19 protein-coding genes are annotated in these 23,003 nt (G+C 50.9%); 7 read left to right on the plus strand and 12 right to left on the minus strand.

Going from position 1 to position 23,003, the window contains the following annotated elements; all coding sequences use genetic code 11:
* On the plus strand, positions 1-277 hold a 277-nt coding region (locus tag U2W12_RS08500; RefSeq protein ID WP_326500246.1), incomplete at its 5' end, for a hypothetical protein.
* Positions 278-614: 337 nt separating this feature from the next.
* Here the strand turns inward: U2W12_RS08500 and U2W12_RS08505 are convergent.
* The 3 genes from U2W12_RS08505 to U2W12_RS08515 form a co-directional block, all read right to left on the minus strand.
* Positions 615-1,199, minus strand: a complete 585-nt coding sequence (locus U2W12_RS08505) for a hypothetical protein (protein WP_326500247.1) — start codon at positions 1,197-1,199, stop codon at positions 615-617.
* Positions 1,200-1,589: 390 nt separating this feature from the next.
* A complete protein-coding gene (locus U2W12_RS08510) occupies positions 1,590-3,008 on the minus strand; it encodes a multicopper oxidase family protein (RefSeq protein WP_326500248.1) in 1,419 nt (472 codons plus the stop codon).
* 48 nt (positions 3,009-3,056) lie between these two features.
* Entirely contained in the window at positions 3,057-3,296 is a 240-nt protein-coding gene (locus U2W12_RS08515) for a hypothetical protein (RefSeq protein WP_326500249.1), read from the minus strand.
* Positions 3,297-3,937: 641 nt separating this feature from the next.
* Here U2W12_RS08515 and U2W12_RS08520 point away from each other — a divergent pair.
* The 6 genes from U2W12_RS08520 (at position 3,938) to U2W12_RS08545 (ending at position 12,082) form a co-directional block, all read left to right on the plus strand.
* Positions 3,938-5,608 (plus strand): multiheme c-type cytochrome, encoded by a 1,671-nt coding sequence (locus U2W12_RS08520; RefSeq protein ID WP_326500250.1) that lies wholly within the window; start codon positions 3,938-3,940, stop codon positions 5,606-5,608.
* A complete protein-coding gene (haoB, locus tag U2W12_RS08525; protein WP_326500251.1) occupies positions 5,605-6,612 on the plus strand; it encodes a hydroxylamine oxidation protein HaoB in 1,008 nt (335 codons plus the stop codon). The genes U2W12_RS08520 and haoB overlap by 4 nt, the downstream gene beginning before the upstream one ends.
* 1,087 nt (positions 6,613-7,699) lie before the next feature.
* Positions 7,700-7,912 carry a hypothetical protein gene (locus tag U2W12_RS08530; RefSeq protein ID WP_326500252.1) on the plus strand — a complete coding sequence of 71 codons (213 nt, stop codon included), beginning with the start codon at positions 7,700-7,702 and terminating at the stop codon, positions 7,910-7,912.
* Positions 7,913-8,521: 609 nt separating this feature from the next.
* A complete protein-coding gene (gene acpA / locus U2W12_RS08535) occupies positions 8,522-10,093 on the plus strand; it encodes an acid phosphatase (RefSeq protein ID WP_326500253.1) in 1,572 nt (523 codons plus the stop codon).
* A gap of 182 nt (positions 10,094-10,275) precedes the next feature.
* A complete protein-coding gene (locus tag U2W12_RS08540) occupies positions 10,276-10,647 on the plus strand; it encodes a DUF393 domain-containing protein (RefSeq protein ID WP_326500254.1) in 372 nt (123 codons plus the stop codon).
* A gap of 100 nt (positions 10,648-10,747) precedes the next feature.
* Positions 10,748-12,082 carry a ferric reductase-like transmembrane domain-containing protein gene (locus U2W12_RS08545; protein WP_326500255.1) on the plus strand — a complete coding sequence of 445 codons (1,335 nt, stop codon included), beginning with the start codon at positions 10,748-10,750 and terminating at the stop codon, positions 12,080-12,082.
* Between the two features lie 120 nt (positions 12,083-12,202).
* Here U2W12_RS08545 and U2W12_RS08550 read toward each other — a convergent pair whose 3' ends face one another.
* The 9 genes from U2W12_RS08550 to U2W12_RS08590 all read right to left on the minus strand — a co-directional run bounded on the left by U2W12_RS08550 (position 12,203) and on the right by U2W12_RS08590 (position 22,524).
* Positions 12,203-13,903 carry a protein adenylyltransferase SelO family protein gene (locus U2W12_RS08550; RefSeq protein WP_326500256.1) on the minus strand — a complete coding sequence of 567 codons (1,701 nt, stop codon included), beginning with the start codon at positions 13,901-13,903 and terminating at the stop codon, positions 12,203-12,205.
* Positions 13,904-14,206: 303 nt separating this feature from the next.
* Complete coding sequence (locus tag U2W12_RS08555) at positions 14,207-15,043, minus strand: alpha/beta hydrolase-fold protein (RefSeq protein WP_326500257.1); 837 nt, start codon at positions 15,041-15,043, stop codon at positions 14,207-14,209.
* Positions 15,015-16,562, minus strand: coding sequence for a cation:proton antiporter family protein (locus U2W12_RS08560; protein ID WP_326500258.1), 1,548 nt, complete (start codon positions 16,560-16,562; stop codon positions 15,015-15,017). The genes U2W12_RS08555 and U2W12_RS08560 overlap by 29 nt, the downstream gene beginning before the upstream one ends.
* Before the next feature lie 127 nt (positions 16,563-16,689).
* Positions 16,690-17,220: an inorganic diphosphatase gene (locus U2W12_RS08565; protein WP_326500259.1), complete on the minus strand. Its 531-nt coding sequence runs from the start codon at positions 17,218-17,220 to the stop codon at positions 16,690-16,692.
* 130 nt (positions 17,221-17,350) lie between these two features.
* The gene (locus tag U2W12_RS08570; protein ID WP_326500260.1) at positions 17,351-17,689 is read right to left on the minus strand and encodes a hypothetical protein; all 339 of its coding nucleotides are present in this window, start codon (positions 17,687-17,689) and stop codon (positions 17,351-17,353) included.
* A gap of 211 nt (positions 17,690-17,900) precedes the next feature.
* Positions 17,901-18,605 (minus strand): response regulator, encoded by a 705-nt coding sequence (locus tag U2W12_RS08575; protein ID WP_326500261.1) that lies wholly within the window; start codon positions 18,603-18,605, stop codon positions 17,901-17,903.
* Positions 18,602-20,131, minus strand: coding sequence for an ATP-binding protein (locus U2W12_RS08580; protein ID WP_326500262.1), 1,530 nt, complete (start codon positions 20,129-20,131; stop codon positions 18,602-18,604). The genes U2W12_RS08575 and U2W12_RS08580 overlap by 4 nt, the downstream gene beginning before the upstream one ends.
* A 246-nt stretch (positions 20,132-20,377) precedes the next feature.
* Positions 20,378-21,385, minus strand: a complete 1,008-nt coding sequence (locus U2W12_RS08585; protein WP_326500263.1) for an FAD:protein FMN transferase — start codon at positions 21,383-21,385, stop codon at positions 20,378-20,380.
* Positions 21,386-21,438: 53 nt separating this feature from the next.
* Positions 21,439-22,524, minus strand: a complete 1,086-nt coding sequence (locus U2W12_RS08590) for a porin (RefSeq protein ID WP_326500264.1) — start codon at positions 22,522-22,524, stop codon at positions 21,439-21,441.
* Between the last annotated feature and the right edge of the window lie 479 nt (positions 22,525-23,003).

Consider the following 23,003-nt stretch of genomic DNA (forward strand, 5'->3'; position numbering starts at 1 on the left):
TCGAATCATCGCTGCACGGTTTTTGAGGATAAAGACCTATTATTTGTGCATTAATTATAGCAAATATCGCCAAAGAAATATTCATAATCAATGGGTTGTATTTACTGAGCAGGCTCTAAATAGCTTTTTTCTTCATTGGGCCCGAAGCGCCGTTTGCACGGCGCTTCGGGCCTTCAATAAACCGAACGGGGTTTCTCGGGAGCAACCATTTCCGTTCCGTTCGCACCGCCGTTTGCTGTCGGGGATGCGGCCGAGTGCACGCCGAACACCGACGTGAGCGCGGCAGTAACCAGCTACTGCACGTCCGAGCAAACAAACCGGGGGCGTAAGTAAGACCCCAAGCGATCGAGAGCACTTGTTGCCGGCATTTCTGATCATCCATGATCTGTAATTTGCCGTATTGGCCATGCCGTAACCAATATGAAGAGCCTGGTGAGCAATAAAGCGTCCCTACTTATCCCAAACTCCGATATGACTAAAGACGTCTTTTTTACAAGAATCGTCGAAACTTCTTTGGGCTTTCCTAACAAGCCGGACTGGCATGCTCATTGCCTTATCCAAAACAGCTTCGATTTAATCGGAAAAATGATTTCCCGCAAACCGTGCGAGCCGATTCATATCAGTACACTCTTCGCAAGCGCATAAAATTTCTTCCGCTCATTGATGCCGTTTAATCCTCCGTTAATCGAAATACTGATGAATTCGACCGGTGACACGTCATGCACCACCCCTCCATATTTCTTCTTCAGAATATCGCTATCGGCATGATTGGCGGCATCGTTCAAATGCCGCCCGCCCCAAAACTCACAGGCGCTCCAGACTGCATATTCCGGCTGCTCGAGCAATTCGGGGGAATTAATGAACAAATCATCCTGGCCTTTCTTGACGCCCAGTTGCAAATAATTCGCACGCCCGGTGGTTTGAAATATACCCCGCCCCTTGAATCTTGAGCCGTCTCCGGTGTGCGTATTGCCCAAATCCTTACGGCCTTCATAGGCATTGCCCGATGCATACTCTTGGAGCGTTCGGAAACGGTCGGTCTCGTGACAAGCCTGCGCCAAAAAATGCGCGTATTCCTGCGGCGTATCAATTTCGTAGCCGGGGCATGTCTTATTGATCCAATCCGCAAGCTCTCCCATCATCTGTGTGGATTTTCCCGCAATGGCGGCCAGGTGTTCTTCGGTAATTATGAATGCCATAAATAAAATAATTCCTCATACAAAGCAAAATCAGTTATCTTCTCAACCGAGGGCACATTCCGAATTCAGTGGCTGAAAATAATTTTTAACGCAATGAAAAATTTTTGCCATGATCAATTCAGCGCATAGGAACAAACCTTCCAATCCGCGGCGGCCCACAATTCCCCTTCACCACACTGATTTTTAGTATAAATCATCGGAAAGCCCATATATACCGATAACACTCCGCTCTTTTTCTAGCCGGATGCGGGAAACTTTCATGAGCCTAACGATCGCTATCTAGCGTTTTTTATATTACTCCTTTTTTACCCGCATACAAGAATAAACTTACGTGCTAGCCTTCTTAAATCCAGTTCCACGCCCCGACATTACGTGAAATGTTGCCTAACGTCATTCGACCTTGAACGTACTCATCATGCCGGCTTCGGCGTGTTCGAGAATATGGCAGTGGTTGGCCCATAGACCTTTATCGAGCGGCACCAAACCGACATCAACCGACTGCTTGGGTCCGACCAGCAGCGTATCGCGCCAGAAATTCTCCTGCGCGGGCTCGCCGTCCACCGCAAGAAGTTTGAAAAACTGGCCGTGCAAATGCATCGGATGCAGGCGGCCCGATTTATTGGTATAGCGCAAGCGGCTGAATTTACCGTAAGGCAGTGTCGCCGCCACATTTTCGTGCCCGATCTTGCCGTCGATGGTCCAACTGATGCCATAAGGACCGCCACGTTCCGCATTCAGGATAAACTCATGCGCGACAGGCGCGGCAAGCGCCTCAGTCCAAGCCGGAAAATGCGCCGCCTTCGGAGGCTCGAATGTCGGTGTTTTGACAACCGTTTTCGTCGCCACATCCAAAAAGGCAAGCGTTTGCTGTGAGCGACCAAAGCGATTGGACACGACCAGCAATTTACCCGCCGCTTCTTTCGGAATCACCAGATCCAGATCGAGACGATTGCCCGGCGCCAGATTAAACTGCGACAAAGGAAAGGGCGCGCCGGCCGGCATACCGTCGACCGCAATCACTTTAGGCGACAAGCCGTCAAACGCCGGCGAGAAAACGCGTCCATTGGCGGCATTGATCAGCCTGATCCGCAGCCTTTCACCGGCTTTTACCGGAATCGACGGCAAGTACTTGCCATTCACGGTCACGACATTGCCCCAGCGCCCGTCATGCGCGAGATCATGGCCGGTCACGAATTGCCCATAAATGCTGGCGCCATTCTCGAACAACCAGTCATCCATCACCCAGACCAGATCCTGCGAATAGCGGGGCTCCTTCGAGTCTTCCACGATCAACGCGCCATGCAGCCCGCGCTCGATCTGTTCGGGCGAATTCAAATGCGGATGAAACCAAAAGGTGCCGGCGTCTTTCGGCGTAAATTGGTAGGTAAAACTGCCGCCGGGTTTGATTGGCGGTTGCGTGACGCCGGGAACACCGTCCATCGCATTCGGCACCCTGATCCCATGCCAATGCATCGTGGTCGATTGCGCCAAATTATTGGTCAATTTGACCTTCAACGTTTCGCCCAGCTTGATGCGCAGCACCGGACCCGGCACTGTGCCGTTATAGGCCCAGACGGCGGTCCGGTAGGGCGGCACGACGCCCCATTCGGCCGGAGCGGCAGTCAACTCGAAACTTCTGACCTTGCCGACCGGATCAAGGCGTTCGCTATACGCACCTTTGAACTCCTGTTCCAGTTGCTGCGCGAGCACGCCGGTATCCGCCGACGGCGTTGCGGCCGCGAATTCGGAAAAGGTAAGAAGCCCTGTCAGCAAAACGCTGACTGTTATCGGTCCTGGAAATTTGATCATTACGCTTTGTATTTTTGCAGAAGCCGCCGTTTGCGAATAGTGGATATTTTAACAGAATGACATAGACCAATGCGTGCAGGTTCCCTGCTCGGCAAAGATCATGAATTTGATAGGCAACAGTGCACAGAACGCTCCCGCAAACTCCCGCATTTGCAATAACTGATTGTAAACTTTGACGCTCTTTTGCTGCCCTGCTTTGAGTGCCGTTTTGCAGGAGTGGGGAGGTATCGCGCAGTTCCATTCCTCGCTCACGCCAAGTGAAAAAACGGCATCACAGCGTTTTAACATGTTGTAATTAGAAACAAAGTTTTTTCCGCCAAGCCCTATCGAATGGGTTTATCGCTCTTGAGAGCAAGGCGTATCCCACGGAGAAACAACGGCGGAACAGGCTCCTGCAACCACGCCAAGAGTCCAATGCCCTCCCCTCAGTTATTGGTCCAATTCGGCAAATCCGCCTCCACGCGGAATTGCGTATGAACCGGCTCTTTCATGTTTATACTGCCAATGCGGCTCAGACTGAAGAGGCCGCGCCATGGAGACGCCATTTTATAAGACATGCTACCCGACACTCCATGGGGAACGAAAACGTCCCGGACATCGGAGTCGTAAGGCGTCCAGCCAGCGCAAATTGCGTCGTTGAAATCGTCGAAGATGGCGGCGCGGACGGAGGAAATTCCCAAAGGCGTCGAGAAATCCGCAAATAGGGAATGCCGATATGGAATGATAAGTTCCAAACAGATAGTTCGATAAACTCATTGCCTATGACTCTCCTGTATGATCTGACTGTGACGGTGCGACGCAAGTTGCGAACCTCCTTCCACGAGATACCGTTAGCTTCCCATGCAATATTTGTTTTATTATGACCCGTATTGCGCTAGACTTTAGTTTCGATTCGATACAAAATTCCAGTACGGCCATAGAGGTGCACCATGAAACACAAGATACTTCTTTTGCTGAGTGTGTTGTTATTCAGCGTAATAGGATTCTGCGGCATCGGAGTTGCCAGCACGGATAAACCCGAGTTTGAACAACTCAAGAAGAATTATTATGACGCGCACCCCGGCAAGGGCTCGCACGCCGCCTTTTGGGAACCAATTCCGATCCAGAAGTACTGGAACCCCAAAGATTTCTACAAGCCGCCCAAAACCGTGCAGGGCGAATTCGGACGCGATTCCTGTATCGCCTGCCATGAAGCTTCCAGCCCGGGCGCGTTCCATGCCTGGAAAAATAGTGTCCACAGTAATCTGGCCGCCATTCGAAATCTGCCGGACAGCGATGTACGCGCCTACAAAAAGCAAAAACTGGCCGAAGTGGAAGCCAACCTCGTCAAATTAGGCCTCCTTGAAAATGGCCGGCAGCTCGATCAGGTCGGCTGTATCGATTGTCACGGCGGCGTCGGCAAGCAAACCATCAACCATGCCGAGAATCTGGTGATGCCGGACCGCGCCGCCTGCGGCACGTGCCACTTGAATGAATTCGCCGAAGCCGAATCGGAAAAAAACCAGGAATGGCCGCAGAAACAATGGGGCAAAGGCCATCCATCCCACGCGACCGACTGGGAAGCGAACGTCGAAAACACCATCTGGGCTGCGATGCCGGAACGGGAAGTCGCGCAAGGCTGCGACATGTGCCATTACCAGCAAAACAAATGCGACGGCTGCCATACCCGCCACACCTTCTCGGCCGCCGAGGCCAGGCAGCCGGAGGCCTGCTCGACCTGCCACAATGGCGCGGACCACAACGAGTTTGAAAACTTCATGATGTCCAAGCACGGCACCGTGTACCAAACGCAGGGCAAGGCCAAGTGGAATTTCGAAGTTCCGCTGAAAGACGCCATCGCCAAAGGCGGCTATACGGCACCGACATGCCAGGTCTGCCATTTCGAATACAAGGGCGGATACTCGCACAATTTGGTCCGTAAAGTACGCTGGGCGTTCAACCCGACACCGGCGATCGCTGACAACCTTGGCCATCCCTGGTTTGAGGACCGTAAAGCGGCGTGGGTCGACACGTGCAGTCTGTGCCATTCGGCCAGCTTCGCCAAGGCCTATCTGGATGCAGCCGATAAAGGCACCATTCAGGGCTTGGCCGTGGAACAGGAGGCAAAAAAAGTCGTCACCAAACTTTATGACGACGGCCTGCTGGTCGGCCAGAAAACTAACCGTCCCAATCCCCCCGCTCCTGAAAAGGACGCGGCGGCCGGATTCTTCCAGTTGTTCTGGGCGAAAGGCAACAACCCCAGCCGCGTGGAACGCATCCATGCCGACATGTGGGAGCATGACGTGATTAAACATTACAAGGGCATTTTCCACGCCAATCCGGGCGGCTTCACCTACACCGAAGGCTGGTCGAATCTGATGAAGGACTATGCCGAAATCATGGATGAAGATACGCGCCTTCGCGAAAAGACCGGCAAATCAGCGGCTGTCAAGGCAGCACCGGCGGCGACAGCTTCTTCTGCAAAGAGTGAAGAAAAAAGCGGCGGCCTCGGCATCGGCGGCCTGCTCTTAATCGTGCTCGGCTTGGGCGTGGCTTATAAGGTGTTCGGCCCTTTTGGAAGTAAAAAAGTAGAGGACGAGCAAGGCGAAAAACCTCAATGATGCCTGAAAAACTCAGCAAGGGCCTGCTTTTGATGACTAGTATCATGCTGCTTGCAACGGGCGGCATGATGGTGTACCGGCAATGGATATTCGCGCCATCGGCGACGGCGGATGGCGTGAAAGACGCTGAGCAACTCAGCACCCGACACGCGCCGGAACCACAAACTGCTATACAGGGGCATTTCCCCGCACAGTCGGTCGAGCGCTATATCTTCAGCCAGGACGGCAAGGATTTATTCGAGTTGCTCGTTGCCCTTTATCAGGATAAGGACGGCGTTCGGCAGAGCGCTGTCTTGTTTCCGAAGGACGCGCAGGCTATTGCTTCCAGCCCAACCGGATCGCGCCACGACATTTGGCATGCGGCAGCCGAGGTCATTGCCCGCAAGGCGCCGAAAGACGCTCTGTTTTTAAGTTGGTGGGACGACGGCCAGCGCCTGCATTACCTGAGCGGCAAGGATCCTTGGTTGCGCAAGCCCGCCATGAAGACCTTTGCGAATCCGGTCTGGAATGCACTGCGAGATACCCTTCCTTTGGCATCGGATGAGGAGAACGCACGGCTGACGCAAATGGCGCGCTGGCTGTCCATGGACAGCGACAAAGCCATTGCCGAGATCGCCGTATATTTCGGCGCATCAAGGCCGATCTATCTGCTGGTCGATAATGATCTGCTGTTGCATCTGGCCGAGTTCAGCGCCTACGGCGGCACACCGTTGCTGCTCGATTCGAAAAATATCCCGGCAAGCAATGACCTGCACGGAGACATTGCTCAAGTCAAACGCTGGGCCCACGAAAGCGGTGACGGCAATTATCTGGCGCAGAAAGAAGGCAATTATTACCGCGTCTGGTCCACGCCCGATACGAAAGCCAAAAATACGCTGCTGGTGAGATTGCTGCCTTTTGTCGATTCGCTAAAGAAATTGCCCGAGGGCGTCAGTCTGGTCTACCAGAGCCATTGGGGCGGTTTTTTATCTGTTTACAAGATTGATAAGCAGCCTGGACATTGAAGTCATCTGTTACGTCTTGGATGCTAAATCACTATAGCGTGTATGTTAAACGCCATGATCTTAAATTAACAAAGTGTCAATTTGTACCTAAGCCCCAAAGCCATTATTGAAGATTTTTTACCCGGGGTAGCTGATGGCTTGAAGCGCCATAACATGACCCGTAAATTTATATCACATAATCAATCAACGTCCGCTAAAACCAAATTTCAAAACGAAGATGCAGGCTTTCCTGATCAAGATCATAAGGATGTGACTTCGCGATTTCAGACTCATGCGGCAAAGGCGGTTTTACCCCGCTCAAATAACACGGGGTAAAAACTAGAGCAGCCCTCCTCATGGGCGATTTTTTGACGTTTTATAGATGGTCTGATTGCTACTGAGTGATGCCTGCTCCATCCAGGAACAAAAACGCCTTCAAACCCCAGCTTTGGGTGAATTAATTTACCAACTCTTTGTCGAATTTCCATTCGATTTGAAGTTTTTTCGTACAATAACCCGAGGGGAAGGGAAAATATGGACAACGACATTCTGATAAATCAAGCGCGGCGCCTCTACGCTGTATTATGCGTCGAACAATTTACGTTATCCATAGACAACAAAGCGCGGTTTGATCGTCTTGACCTCCTCGTAAGGCACGCTTATTGCCGATATCAGCGCCGGTTAAATCGCTGCGTTATATGTTATCGGCAGCGGATACACGACTGCAGGCGGGATATGCGGTCTCGGTGTAGTAAAAGACATCCAAGAACGCTGACGCCAGCCCCCTCGATGCCTCAAAGCTTCATCGAGGAGGCCTGACTGAACGAATAAAACCCATGTCCTTACACACAAGTTCATCATTCCGCCATACCCGCAAGACGAGGGGATTGCCGAAATTCAAGGCTGAGAAGCATTCTGGCTTGCCTCTTGGCGCTGGTTACAGTGCATAAACGCCCATTGTGGTCGATAGAGCCCATGCCTTTATACATAAATGCCGCCATACCCGCCGGGAAATGGGTCGACTTGTGTATAAGGGTAAGTCGATAGCGTCGATAATTTACTTCATGAATGTCCATGCGGCGAATGTGAGTGATACCCAAGTGCTGGCATGATATTAGAAGGCGCGGTGGATAAAAATAAATCCATCATGGCTTTTTCAGGGAATGCGGGATACCGAGAGGCAGCGGTGAAATTTAGCGCCAAAACCCTGGAACGGCCGTTGCCTATTTCGGAAAAGATTGAAGGGAAACGGGCTGTATTGCCCACGGAGGGCCGTCGATGGGACCTTTTCCTGGCTCGGCGGTTTTCGCCTCTTGGCTAAAGATTTCAAAATATTACCGCAAACCTCCGAAAATTTCATTCCCATCGCTATGATGAAAATAATGCTGGCTATATGCGGTTAATGTTTTGTCCGACAGCTTCTAAAAATTGCTTGATTAGGCGTTTTTTAAGGTCTGGACCGAATGCTCTGCCCTACCTTTCACGCGCGACAATATGTCACATTCAAAATATAAGTAACACCTGATATTCTATTAAACATTGCTTATGCTCATAGCAATACTCCCTTCTCTCAAATCCGGCTTCGCGCCGGATTTTTTTTGCCTGGAGATTTGATGTTGCCGCAAAGTTGGTTGATACCTGTAATAGCCATAAGTGCTTCGCATGAAACTCGTTTGCAATAGTCATTTGGTAAATCAACGACTTGCACTATCCTAGTAACACAAACGAATTTCTGCTGCCCACTTAGAACTGAGATGACTGATGAAAGAGTTTTTATGCTCTTAAATCTATGCCTGAAATGGTTTAATACATTCGTAGACTTCTAATGGCGGACTTTATAATGCACGCAGAGCGATCAAGAAAAAACTCCGATCCTTTATTTTCTCTGTTCTTTTCATGACTATTTTTAAAAAAAATTATCGAGGTGGCTATGCCTGTCAAGCTTCAACAAATCGGCCTTGCTTTCAGTTTTACTCTGGTACTGTTCGGTTGCGCCATAAACAACTCAGCATCCGCGCCTACCAATCCGCCCTCAACAAGCGCTCAAGCGACACTCGAAAAGATCAAGACTATAGTTGTGATCTACGCAGAAAATCGTAGCTTTGATAATCTCTATGGACTTTTTCCAGGAGCCGACGGCATCCGTAACGCCTTAAAACAACCCGCTACCTATTTACAACTCGATCGTGACGGCAAGATGGTTTTACCCACTTTACCGCCGGTTTGGACCAGCAACGATCCTAACTGGTCCTTTGTCGGCCGTTTACCCAACAAGCCATTTCGGATCGATGCCCCTCCGGGAGGCACGCCCTCGGCTAACGGCATCAAAGTTTCATCGCCGGATTTAGTGCACCGGTATTACATCCATCAAATGCAGCTTAACGGCGGCAGTAACAATCAATTTGCGGCGTTTTCAAATGCCGGCGGCTTGACGATGGGATACTACGACGGATCAAGTATGGCGATGTGGCAGCTTGCCAAGGAATACACGCTTGCCGACAATTTTTTCATGGGCGCATTCGGCGGCTCGTTTCTTAACCATTTCTGGCTGGTATGTGCCTGCACACCTGTTATGAAAAACCCACCAGCCGACCGGATTTCGATTCTGGATGAACATACCGGCATGCCGGCGTTCAAGCGCACGAGCGCGTTAAAGGCTGCCCCGCAATATACGGGCGATTTAACTTTCACGCCGGCGGATAAAACAACTTCGCTCAGTTACGCGGTGAACGCTGTGCAACCTCCGTTTCAGCCTAGCGGAACCAAGCCGGCTGAACATGGCGATCCAGCACTTGCAGACCCTGATGCCACAGGCGAGGCATTTGTGCTCGAACCTCAAACCGCTAAAACCATCGGCGACACCTTGTCGGACAAACAAATCGATTGGGCTTGGTACGCTGGGGCCTGGCATGCGGCTGTCGCCGACGGTATGCAAAGCCCTTCTCAACCGCGAAAAGTCATTTATAACAGTTCCGCAGGCTCCCCCAACTTTCAAGTGCATCATCAGCCTTTTAATTATTTCAGCCGCTTTGATCCCGCCACCCTTAAAGGACGCGAGCAACGGGCTGCACATCTGAAAGATTACACCGACTTGCAGATAGATATTGCTAAGGGCAGTTTGCCGCCCGTGGTTTTTTATAAACCTCAAGGCACTTTGAATCAACATCCGGGCTATACCGATGTGATGTCAGGCGACGCGCATATCGCCGAGGTCGTCAGGCAGTTACAAGCCGGCCCTCAATGGCCGGGTATGTTTATCATAGTAACTTATGACGAAAATGGAGGACTTTGGGATCATGTACCACCTCCTAAAGCAGATCGTTGGGGACCTGGTTCACGGATTCCGGCAATTTTGATTTCCCCGCTCGTGAAGAAACATACTATTGACCACACCCTTTACGATACGACATCCATCATCAAATTCATCACCCGCAGGTTTGGACTTGATCCGCTGCCGGGTGTGCGGAAAAATATGGGGGATTTCACGAGTAATCTCGAATAAATGAAATAACGCGCAAAACATTGCTGGTACCGACTGGATTTTGACCAACCGGGCCGGTTGAAATTTGATCAAGCGTTTTTCTTCAACCTTTTAAATTTATAGGAAGACTCTTGTCAGTTCCTTGGCCGATAAACATAAAGTGTTAATTTCGTTATCACTCTGCCTAATTGAAGGAGGTAAGTATGAAGCAGGATAACCACCAAATTGTTGTTTATTACGATGGCGCCTGTCCGAAATGCGTCAAGGACAGGCAAAATTATGAAAAACTGGCGGGTAAAGCGGGCGATAATGTCTGCTGGATAGATATCACCGGCAAGGAAGAAGAGCTGCGTGAAATCGGTATTGACCCTCGCAAGGCGTTAACCGAACTGCATGTGAAAGACGAGAATCAGCAGATTTTTTCCGAGATGGATGCTTATATTTTGCTTATGAATAAAGTGCCTTTGCTGAAACCTCTTTCATGGCTTGCCGGGATGCCGCTTATTCGTCCGTTGCTCGCCAGAATCTATCACTGGCAAGTTAACCGGCGACTAAGACTCAGCGGACGACTGTGATAGCTATCGGATTGGTTAATCGTGAATTAAAAAATCCAAGCTACAGTCGTCACGGTTTCCGAACTTGCGTCTTCAGTTATTCATCTGATCGAGACTAACCATGAAAAGAATCAAATGGAGTATTTCCGCCCTATTGCTGGTGCTGACGAGCTTATGGTTACTTGCCGATACCTTGGCCCCAACCCCTTTTACGTATTTTTCGTTTCGCACCGTACTGATCCAATTTACCGGGGTCATCAGTATGGGGGCCATGAGCGTCGCCATGCTTTTGGCCGTGCGACCGAAATGGCTGGAACCTTACCTGGGTGGACTCGACAAGATGTATCGCCTGCACAAGTGGCTGGGGATTACCGGGCTGGCAGTTTCCATCATTCACTGGTGGTGGGCCCAGGGCACCAAGTGGATGGTAGGCTGGGGCTGGTTGGTCAAGCCGGCTCGCAAACCGGCCGCTAATGAAGCCCAGGGCATGATGGAGACTTGGCTGCGCGGGCAGCGCGGCCTGGCTGAATCTCTCGGCGAATGGGCTTTTTATGCGGTAGTGGCACTGATCGCCCTGGCCCTGATCAAGCGCGTCCCCTACCATCTGTTCACCAAGACTCACAAATGGCTGGCGGCGTTCTACCTAATCTTGGTCTATCATACTCTTGTCTTGTTCCGATTTGCCTATTGGTCCCAGCCGGTAGGCTGGTGCATGGCGGCGTTGATGCTAGGTGGAACGGGGGCAGCGCTGATAGCGTTGTCTGGCCGCATCGGTGCCAGCCAGCGAACCCAAGGCAGGATCGAGTCGCTGACCTACTATCCCGAGCTACGTGTTCTCGAGACATCCATCCAATTGCAGGACGATTGGGTGGGGCACGATGCCGGACAGTTTGCTTTTGTCACTTCCAACAAAAGGGAAGGAGCGCACCCCTATACCATTGCCTCTGCCTGGAATCCGAAAGACCGGCGTATCATATTCATCACCAAGGCGCTGGGCGACCATACCAGCAAGTTGCACGACAACCTGAAAGTTGACCAGGCAGTGACGGTGGAAGGTCCCTACGGCTGCTTCGATTTTCACGATCAACGTCCGCGTCAAATCTGGATTGGAGCCGGCATCGGCATCACGCCGTTTATCGCCCGGATGCAGCACCGCGCGCAAAACCCAAGCGCCCAGATAATCGACCTGTTCCATCCGACGGCCGATTTCGAGCAGGCGGCAATCGACAAGCTGACAGCCGACGCACAGGCGGGCAACGTCAGGCTACATTTGCTGGTGAGCGGCAATGATGGTCGACTCGATGCCGATTTCATTCGCAATACCGTGCCGGAATGGCGATTGGCCAGCATCTGGTTTTGCGGCCCCCCCGGATTCGGTCAGGCGTTGCGAGAAAACTTTGTTGCCCACGGCTTCGCGGAGGCTGATTTTCATCAGGAAGTATTTCAGTTGCGATAAATCGGTTTGCAAAACGGCGTATGATATTTGCCAGCTATTGATCCGGCCCTTTAATGTTTGAGTTTTCCCGCCTTTAGCCATTCGCAAGTCCATGCTAAATAAGGCTTCGGCAAGGCCAAATCAGTCTTTTAAATGATCAACAAATCTTAGGGTAGACGTTTCGGCGACTTGGCTGATCTTGCGCCATGAAGCATTTCCTTGTCTGATGAGATGCAAGACTTCTTCGGAGGCTAAAAATCTTTCGGAATCGTAGAAAAAGTCCGCTCCCGGTTCATGTCTTTCCGAAAGCTTAATTTCTTTGCTTCTGCGCTTCCAAGCGGCGACAGTATCTTGCGATGCCTTAAGGTCATTGAAAATGCCAATGATCGATTTTCGGTATTCAACGATATACGACTTGGCATCTGAAAGTTTATAGGTGCCCCATTTCCGGTTTACCTTGAACAGCTTGCTCCAGACCGACACGGTAACATCAAGACTATCAAAGCAATCAGCTGTCCCGGACAGGATTCTCCTGGGCTCGAATGCAGCCATATAGACTTTGCCTTTGTTTAATCTGATCCGTTTCGATCCGGTCGCCTCGTAGATTGATTTTACTATGTCGTAGAACCGCTCTTTAGCCGTAATGGAAAGGGTATCGATCTCCTGATCTGACAAACCTACTCTCTTGAGCCATCGATAGGTCAATACCGCTTCGAATTTATTTCTAAATTGCCGGTGGAAATATTCCACCGGCAAAATTTCCATTTGATATTCAAAGCCGCTTTTTTTAAGGGTTTTAACTAAATGACCAAACAAATTAAAGAATTGTTCGGTTTGCCCATTGACGCCACCTAGCAAATTTGCGCCTTCGGACATATAGCTGTAATTGACATGGTGCGCATCGGGAAACACAAAAGTAGCCATATCTATACTTCCACCACAGGACGTCTTGTTGCCGAAAGTCGGAGAGCCGTGTACGGCATGGACATCGAAATAAACTGCCGCGTTTTCCGCCAATTTTGTTACAACTAAGTCCAGATATTTCCGTATATCCTCGACAGTGATGGGATGGTCTAATGAAAACCCCATATCCCGTTTTAGAGCATACTCGAAAATTTTTTTTAGAAGTGCAGGACTATCCGAAAAATAGAGAAAATGCGCAAACCGCAAATGGTTGCCTACCCGGACAATGATTGCCGCCTTTTCATTATCGATTTCACGATAAAAGGGAAGCTCGATGACAGCCAGGACGCCAGCCGTATTGATACCATTTTTTCTTGCGGCAGCGCTATAAATATACTCATGGACAACTTCAGTCATGCTTGCCATGCCGTCCTTATGGCTTTGCCTGGGATGGTTGAACCATGCCAAGGGAGTAACCCCCGTCCCTTTTAACACCACATCCAAATATCGAAAACTCCCGGGGTGTGGCTCACTGACAATTTCTCCTACCCAAATTGCACGCCCATCGCCCAAGGCACTCCCTTCGGATTTGTTGTCCGAATCTTGATAGCGGGTGGCAAAATAAGTCTTGACGGTTTTACTGTCGGTTATTGGACCACTTTGTTGGTCTGCGCATTTAAACCAAGCAAAGTTTTCGAGCATGATCCTTTCAAGCTCTTCATCGGACTCAGGCAAATCGAGATTCAATTCTTGTGCTAAGTCCCTATTGAAAAGAATCAGCCGCGCTCCAGGTATATTTTCGACATTGATATCGACGTAATAATCAGACCCCAGCGAACGGTAAGAATGGTTTCCATTAGAAATTTCGGTAAAAGAACAATGGGATTCATGAGCTCGATTTTGCGATTTTGCAAGCCACGACAATAAAAGTGAGCGCATTCTTGTATTTATATGACGAGGATTAAAAACAAACTGTTATAACCAGCTCCGTCATGTCGGCATACCTTGAAGGACACACTAGTGGATTCATGACAGGCTTCAGCCAAGCCATCAAGGATTAATCCAAATCCGCTCCTAGCGGATTGGCGTCGATTTCCAAGCACCAGGAGCAGGTTTGGAACCCATGATGATGGATACCCGCTCCCAATGATTATAAAAGGCATAGGTGCAAGAGTGCCCAAAAAATCGGATTCAAGTCAGTTGCCTGGATGGAGCTTGCGGAAGCGGGGGAAAACTCAGCATTTAGCAAAGAATTTGATTGATGAAGCTGGAAACATCCTCTATTTCCTTGCCACAAGTTCGATGTCCGATAGGATATTCATGCCACTGGACCGGATAATATCGTTCTTGCAAGACGTTAAACGCTGCTTTGCCGCTTTCTATTGCTACCGACGTGTCCTCGGTACCGTGGGCCATAAATATTGGAATATCTGCATTGGCGGCGGAAGCTTTTTTGGCCAACACGTCAGCCGTTGACAGATACGTCGACAGGGCGACAATCCCGCCTAACCGTTTCGGATAACACAAGCCAGTGTGCAACGCGATGCAGCCACCTTGCGAAATCCCCATCAATAAAATATTTTCACTGGAAATGCCCGCCGCTATTTCTTGGTCAATTAATTGGTTAATCGACCTAGCCGATTGGTCAATACCTTTGTAATCTGCCCTTGCGTTTAAAACGATTTCTGAAATGTCATACCAGGAACGCATGGTTACACGCCGCTCCCCGCTGGTCATCATCTCCCGAACCGGCGCATTCGGCGAGATAAAGCGGATATGGTCGCGTTTGTTTAATTCTAATTCCGGCGCTATGTTGTCAACATCATGTCCGTCAGCGCCAAAACCATGTATCCAAAAAATTGAATAAAACGCTGTTTGGCTGCTAGGGATCTCAACGAAGCTTAGAGCCTCCCCCGCTCCCCCTTTATCCTGCTTAAAAAAATTAATGAAATAGTTATACATTTTAAGATCGCATATCAGACTTGTTGTTTGCAAAAAGCGCGCGGTAAGAGCGCCGAGTTCAACGACTGGTGAAAGGCGAGAGCCCATCTTATTCAGGAAACTCCAATTTTTCGCCAAATATCTGCTGGGCTAACTGGTTTCCGGCTTCGACCAGCGGATGAATCGTAAAGTCCGCGCCGAGCTGCCTCAATTGCTGTTGCTCTTCGGGAAGATAGCAAATCGTACCTATTCGCTCTTGATAACCCCTTTTTCTCAGCTGGCGTACCGCCGAGCAACGCGCATCAAATTCGGGCAGAGCCAGAATAATGCCTTTCACCCTGCCCAACGGCAGTCCCGACCAGAGCTCGGGGTCTTCGGCATCCCCGTAAATTACGCGCCGCCCCTCGGCCAGATGACTTTCCACCACGATCGGGTCGGCATCCAGGCCGACAATCCGCTTTTCCCGCCTGTACAAAGCCAGATAAGCCGACAAGCCGGTACGTCCCATGCCTACGACCAGCCATTCCGCTACGCCGATGGACTCGGGAAGCCGGTCCGGATGCCTGGCTTTTTTCTCGAAACGGATCAGCAGCGGCTCGTACCGTAAAAACAACTCATGCGAGTTCCGGTTGATCGGCGCCGCGACCGCCAACGATCCAGCCACCGCCAAGGCCATGATGGAATTCCAATCCGGCTCCAGCAGATTCGCCTTCACCATCGTGTCGGTGACGATTAGGGCGAACTCACTGTATGTCATCAGTGCGAGCGTCGAGATAAAGGCGGTGCGAGAACGCAAGCCGGCCAGCAAAAACAGCGCGAAGAACAAGATGCCCTGCAACGGCAACATTCCCAGTAACCCGAACGCGTAGATGACTTGAATGGGATTCGGCAAGTCGGCCAGGCCGATTTGCAGAAAAAAAGCGACCAGAAAGACTTCCTTGAGACTCCAGAGTTTCTCGGAAAGATCGCCGATTTGAGGATGAGCGGACAGCATCACGCCCATCAACAAGGCACCGATATCGGGTGAAACGCCGGCTTTTTCCGCCGACAAGCCGCCGGCCAACGCGAGGGAAACGCCCAGCAGCAGCCTCAACTCATTGCCCTGGCTAACGTTGAGCAATCGATGCGCAAAGGGACGCAGCAGCGGCAACAGCAATAAGGCGAACGCCCAAAACGAGAACTGCCTGCCATCGGCAAAAGCGAGCAAAGCGATCGCCACGATATCCTGAAGAATCAGGATACTGAGCACGTCCCGGCCGTGCAAGGAAGTCAGCTCGCTATTGTCTTCCAGTACCTTGATCGCCAGCACGGTACTGGAAAAAGCGAGGCTTGCGCCCAGGATTAATCCGCCTTCCGTCTGCTCACCCAGCAGCAGAAAAATGATGCCGGATACGCCGGTGACAATAACCAGATGCAAACCGCCGACGCTTAACACTTCCTGCCGCAGCAGGGAGCGCAAATTAAGCTTCAAGCCTACCGTAAACAGCAACAACTCGATGCCGATGTCGGCCAGATGCGTCAGGGTTTGAGCAGACTCTACCCCGAATATGTGGAGAATATAGCCGGCTGCCAAATACCCGACCAGCGGCGGGAAAGACAAACGGCTGGAAACCAGACCGCCGAAATAAGCTGTACCAACCCAAACCAATTCCATCATGTGTTATATCCTCTTTTATTTGAGTACATTCCTGATATCGTTTGATGATCTTGCCCTGATCTAGCGGACACCCGGCCAAGAGAGTAATCTCTAACTCTGGAGTTAACAATGAAAACCAAATCGAACTTTAAAAGGGCATTGTTCGTCCTTCCCAGTCAACATGAGAACGAAGGGTTGCCCTCGCCAAGGCATCCTCGGCCTTATGCCAACCTTCACAACTATTGCGTCCCCTGCGGCCTCTTGTCAGATTAAGCAGGCTTTTGGCTCTGGCGTAGATCATAAAAAACAGAAGAATCAGTCGTTGCTTCCAAGGAGAAATTGGTAAATAGCTACATATCAGTTTGTCGTCATACACCCCCTGGTCGATCATTCTAATCGCCCCCAAAGCAGGAACTTTTACCGTTGCACCCAATGGAAGGCGCGGCCCGAGTACTACGGCATCCAGAAGATCGCCGTCCAGTCCGATGAATGCCGGAACCGATCCATAGTTGAATGGGCAGGGAAAGGGAGAGATAAAATCCAACTCTCCGGTGGAGCCTCGCTTCAAAAAATTACCCTGTGGTATCTCGATGATGACGTCAACCAGGGGGGCTTCTTTGTGTATATCCATTGAAATCATTGATGCAGATGGAATTTCTGGTTTATTTGATCCTATCAATTAGCAGGCATTCCTAAGTTAAAAAAAGAAAAAACCCACTATGATCTTACTCATTCCAAAGTGGTAAGGACAAGATGAATTTCATAACTATCTCTCAAAACCGATCTATTTTCAAAAAATATCCTGTCGTTTATTCATGCTGCTGAACGGGATCTGTTTCGCGCTGGAAGCCATCGCTGAACTCCAGCTCATCTCGGATGATTTTTCCGCTAGCCAAATCGCATAGCACACCCCACTTCGAGCCATCATGCGTAGATATTTCAAAGATCATCCAAAAATTTTCACCAGAATGCAGTTCGCGTTGCACCTCAACAAAGCCTGCATGCAAAATCTGCACATCTCGATTGCATGATTCGAGGTAAATTTTACTGGGTGGCAACGCGTAGCGTCCGCTATCGAAAGCATCCGCGCCGGTGCCGGTGGTTCCCAAAAAGACGCCCAGAACCAGCAAGTAGGGACAAATTTTCATCGCTGAAACTCCCCTCTACTGAATAGCATCTAAAACCAGATTCAATGTCAATACGCTGCCCCGAGGCTCTCGGAGAAAACTCCGCTGCCGGCCTTCGGTACGCGTCTGCACCATTTCTTGAATCTGCAACTGCATTGAAGGGGTGTTCCGAACCGTCCTGTACCGAAATTCTCCTTTCCGCACTTCAGACAAAAACAGCGTCTTGATCGAATCATACATTTTCCTCTTCGTACAGACGGTAGCCTATACCCGCTTCGGTCAGCAAATATCGAGGACGTGCCGGATCGGATTCAATCTTGTGGCGTAATTGCCCCATGTAAATTCGCAAGTAGTGGCTATGTTCGACATAGGAAGCTCCCCAGACTTTTTCGAGCAATTGCCTGTGCGTGACCACGAAGCCGGCGTTACGAACCAGTTCGGAGAGCAACCGGAACTCGATCGGTGTCAGATGGACTTCCTGATCAGACACAAAAACCCGGCGTTTGGTCAGTTCTATTTTCAATTCACCGGCCTGAAAAACTTCCTGAACGCCACCGGGATGCTTGACAACACGCCTGAGCAGAGCTTTTATGCGGGACATCAGTTCGGCATTGCTGAAGGGTTTCGTCAGATAATCGTCGGCGCCATTATCCAACGCCTGGGTAATATCAGTTTCCCGATTACGGGCCGAAACTACGATGATAGGCAACTCGGACCACTTGCGCAGGCGACGGATAATTTCTTGTCCGTCAATATCCGGCAATCCCAGGTCAAGAAGTAGCAAGTCGGGTTGTTGGCTGCGGGCCGCAATCAATCCCTCTTTTCCCGTTTCGAGGGCAAGCACCCGATAATCCTGGTTTTCCAGCGTAGTGGCCAACAACAGCCGAAACTGTGGATCATCTTCAATGAGTAAGAGTAATGGGCTTAACGCTTTCATGGCATCTGTTCGTTTTCTTCCGGGGCTATCGTCGGAGGGCATTCCAGAAACGGTAGATGCAACTGAAACACCGCCCCGCCTCCCCTGCGATTGGTTACCTGGATATCGCCGCCATGCGCTTCCACAATGGCACGGCAAATGGACAAGCCCAAACCCACACCGCTTTGCGCGCTTTCCGGATGGATGCGGAAAAATTTGTCGAAAATCTTTTGCTGTAACGCCTCGGGGACGCCCGGCCCGTTATCCGCCACGGTAATCGACAGGCCAAAGGGTGTGGTTTCGACAGCAATATCGATGGGACGCCCTCCGGGGGAGTATTTGGCAGCATTGTCCAACAGGTTCACCAAGACCTGTTGCAGCAATACCGCATCGACCTGGATCAACGACAAGCCATCCGCCATATTGACATTGAGCTGCCTCGTTTTAAGCTTTTTGTCGAGTCGGCGCAAGGCGCTGCCGACAATTTCCTCGGGCGAATACCACTGCCGGTTAAGCACCACTTCGCCCGCTTCTAGCCGTGCCATTTCCAGAATTTTGGTGGTCAGCTCCGACATGCGCTGAGCTTCCTCATTAATTGCGCCCGCCAATTTTCTTTTGGTGTCCTCGTTCAGATGATCGTCCGTTTCCAGTGTGCTAGCGGCACCAATGATAGTGGCGAGTGGAGTCCTGAGGTCATGGGAAATACTGCTCAGCAATGAGTTGCGCAGCGTCTCCGCCTGCATTTTCAAGGTGGCTTCCTTGGCCTGTTCAGCGAGGCTTGCCCTTTCCAATGTATGGATGGTTTGATTCACGAAGGTATCCAGCAACTGCCGTTGCTCGGGCGAAAAGAGTTGCCGCAAGTTGACCGCTTCGAGCACCAACACGCCGATAGTTCCCGTTGAGCCGTTGAGGGGCATGTATACCGCGGCCTCATCTGAAAAGATCTCCGTGCCGTTACCGGCCATCTGTCCGTGCTGAAATACCCAGCGAGCCACCTCCAAATCGGCGCCTTGCAAAGAAATGTCCAAGGGTGGTTCGTCTGGATAATCCACTTGGCCATTGTGATCAGGGAACAAAAACGTATTTCGCCCGCCAAATTCGGCATGGAGATGACGTACACCGATTTCGATAATTTCTGTTTCCAAGCGGGCCTCGGCCAACTCTTTGCCTAATCGATAAAGGACAGATGCCCGCCGTTCCCCTTGCTCGGCCACACGGGCTTGGTGGCGGACATTTTCCGCCAGCTTGCTGGTCACCGCACCGACCAACATCGTGACCGCGAGCCCGGCAAGATTTTCCGGTTCGGCAATGGCCAATGAAAAAATCGGGGGGGCGAAAAAATACGCGAAGGCGGCGGCATTGGTCAACGATGCCAGAATGGACGGCCAAAACCCGAAGCGGATGGCGACAAAAAACACCCCCAGCAGATAGAACATCAGGATGTTGCTGGCGGTGAGGATGTCGCGGAAAGGCCAGTCGATTAAGGTCAGGACCAAAGGAATGGCGATGCCCCAGAACCAATGCTTATAGTTGTGTTCGGCTCTCATAGGGTTTAACGAGTTATTCACCGATCTGGCCTTGGTTTTCAAGACAAGTGGACCTTCAGCTTCAGGAAGATAAAAATCAGGGTCTGGACCAGACATGGCACACCGGCAAAAAGAAGGGCGTTACGATGTCCAGTGTCTTTTCGGAAAACCGGGATTCTTCCTGAAAACCAGCCCTAAAAAAGCCAAGCAAACGTCCCTCAACACATAGCGGATAATTTCCATAAGACTTCTCGGTTATACGAAATATTACTGCGAAGCCGCAAAGGCTTTACTCATGTGTTCCTTTAATTGATTGTCATTGTCGTAGATGAGCAGCACTTTGAGCTTCTCCGCTTCCGCGATTCGAGACGCTTCCTCCTCGCCCATGCACAGCAGGGCGGTATCCCAAGCGTCTGCCCAAGCCGGATCGTCGTGCATCACGGTAACCGAGCGCAGGTGGTGAGTCACCGGCCGACCGGTCTTGGGGTTCAGGATATGAGAATAAGTTTGCCCGTTCTCCTCGAAGAAATGCTGGTAGGTTCCTGCCGTCATGATGGCGATACCCTGTTGCTCCCTGACGTCAATGATCTTTTGTATCTCTCGTGTTAATGGCGTGGGTTTTTGGATGGCAACCCGCCAGTCATCGCCATTGGCCTTGCGGCCCTTAACCAGCATTTCCCCGCCAATTTCCACCAGGTAACTTTTTATACCTAAAGCTTCCAGGCGGCGAGCGACTAAGCCCACACTGTATCCTTGAGCAATGGAAGACAAATCGATCTTGAGCTTGGCATCTTTCTTCCTAATGCGCTGATTGGTCGCGTCCACCTCCAGAAGTTGCATGCCCACATGCGGCAGAAGCGTGTCAATTTCGTTCTCAGTAGGAACCCGATTTTGGTGGCGGGAAAAGCCCCACAGATCAAACAACGGCTTCACGGTCAGATCATAGCAACCACCCGAGCGTTCATAAACCGTCTGGGCGATGACCAACAGCCCCGCGATCTGTTGCGGCACCGGCTGCCACTCGGTGTTTTCCTGCCGGTTAAGACGTGAAATCTCGGAATCTTCGCGGTAGTTGGACATTTGAGCATCGATTTCGGCCAGCGTCGCGGAAACTTCTTGCCGAACGTCCTCCAAAGATGTTGAGGTACCGTCCAGAACAATCTTGATGTGGTAAGTCGTCCCCTGCGCCTCTCCTGATATTGCGGCATCATTAGACGACTGCTGGCATCCCGGCAGGGCAAAGGTCATCAGCAATACGGCAAAACCCTTCTTCATTTACAGCAAGTCCTCTCATATCTGAATTACAGCGATCCCATTACAGGAATTCGTCAAAACTGGACGACCGCATCAATACCCAACAGAACCTGGTCGATCTGATGCCCAGCATCGAAAGGAGCGAGTTGTGCCTCGCTCCAGTCGTAACGCACTTCAGGCCGGATCATCAACCAGCCCTTAGGTTTCCAATTTAACCCCACCGTCATCGCGTAATAGCCCGCCTCGCCCGCCGAATAGCGAAATCCGTTTTGATCGCGGAACCACTCCCCGCGTAAACCGACGCCCAATTGATCGTCAATGTCATAGGTGAGGTATTGGACGATGGAATACCAATCGGCATTCTGTCCCTGAGCGATGGCATTCTGTTGGGCTCCCCGGTCATGCTGCAGCACGTAGTGCCATTTTCCGAGATTTTGCTGGAGAATCGCCGAATAATACACCAGTTCAGAACTCTGGTTTTTGTAGACATCGCCCTGCATTATCGAAAAAGAAACCGTGGTGCCGGTGTCGGCATTCGTCCAGGTCAGTCCGCTCATGTGGCTCCAGGCACCTAAATCCCTATCGAAATTGTCCGCGCCGGTCACCGCACCGAGGTTTACGCTCCATTGCTCGTTGAGCGCATAGCTAAACAGCGCGCCGGTCGTGGTAAACGGTGAGGACTTGAAGCTGTAGGTGTGAGAGGAAAAGAAATTCGGCGGCGACGGTACCGACTCGTAGCCGATGATGGTATAAAAGTGCCCAAACTTTCCGCTCAGGCCGTTACCGATGGGCGCAAACACTTCCACGTAAGCCTGCGGCAGGGCGATGTCATAAAAGCGCAGGTCGCGTTGGCTGATCAGCCCCATATCCCAATGCCCGGTCGCTTGGGTATAGCGGGTATCGGTGCCGAACATGAAGTCGAAGCGTCCTCCCACATCCCAGGTGGAAGCCTTGGTGACGGCTTTTTCGATAAACAGATTCAACTGATACAAATGAAACTCTTCGTTCCGGTCAGTCATTGATACCGGGCCGTTACTGCGATCACTGGGGTTATTAATGTTGTAATTGATGCCGCCAGCCGCCCAACCGCCGATATTCACCCCATATTTTTGCAAACCGGTCCAACTGGAAGCATCCCTCCCTGTTAGCGCTTGACTCATGCCAATTGGAGTCGCCTCATCGGCGCTAGCCACAAGAGTGACAGCCATGAACCCGCAGGCACCAAGCAGAGATTGGACATTAAGGCGGCGCAAAAACATCATGTTGTTACAGAGGGCTGTTAATTGGAGTTTGGGGACTGCATGTTATTTGGGAGTAAATGACTGTCTTTTAGCTAAGGGTAAGCAACAGGGCTTAACGCTTTAGTGAATCGAAAAGGCTAAAGGCTGCGTCTCATCAGCGCATTTTTCAACGGATCAGTCATTCCCCTGAGTCTGATATTGCGACCAGCAATGCGGCGACAATACCGACGGACATGAGACCAACGCCCCAGAGATAATACTTGAACATCAAATCATCGCCGTCGTACGTCCGTTTATGCCGAACCAGTATCCGATAACTGACAACGAAGGAGGCAAGGGCTGGCACCTGCAACATTGGACTGAAAAAGCGGTGCCAGGGATCGTGCGGTAAATCTCGA

Origin of the sequence: Methylomicrobium sp. Wu6 (assembly GCF_035916875.1) — a bacterium.
Taxonomy (GTDB): Bacteria; Pseudomonadota; Gammaproteobacteria; order Methylococcales; family Methylomonadaceae; genus Methylomicrobium.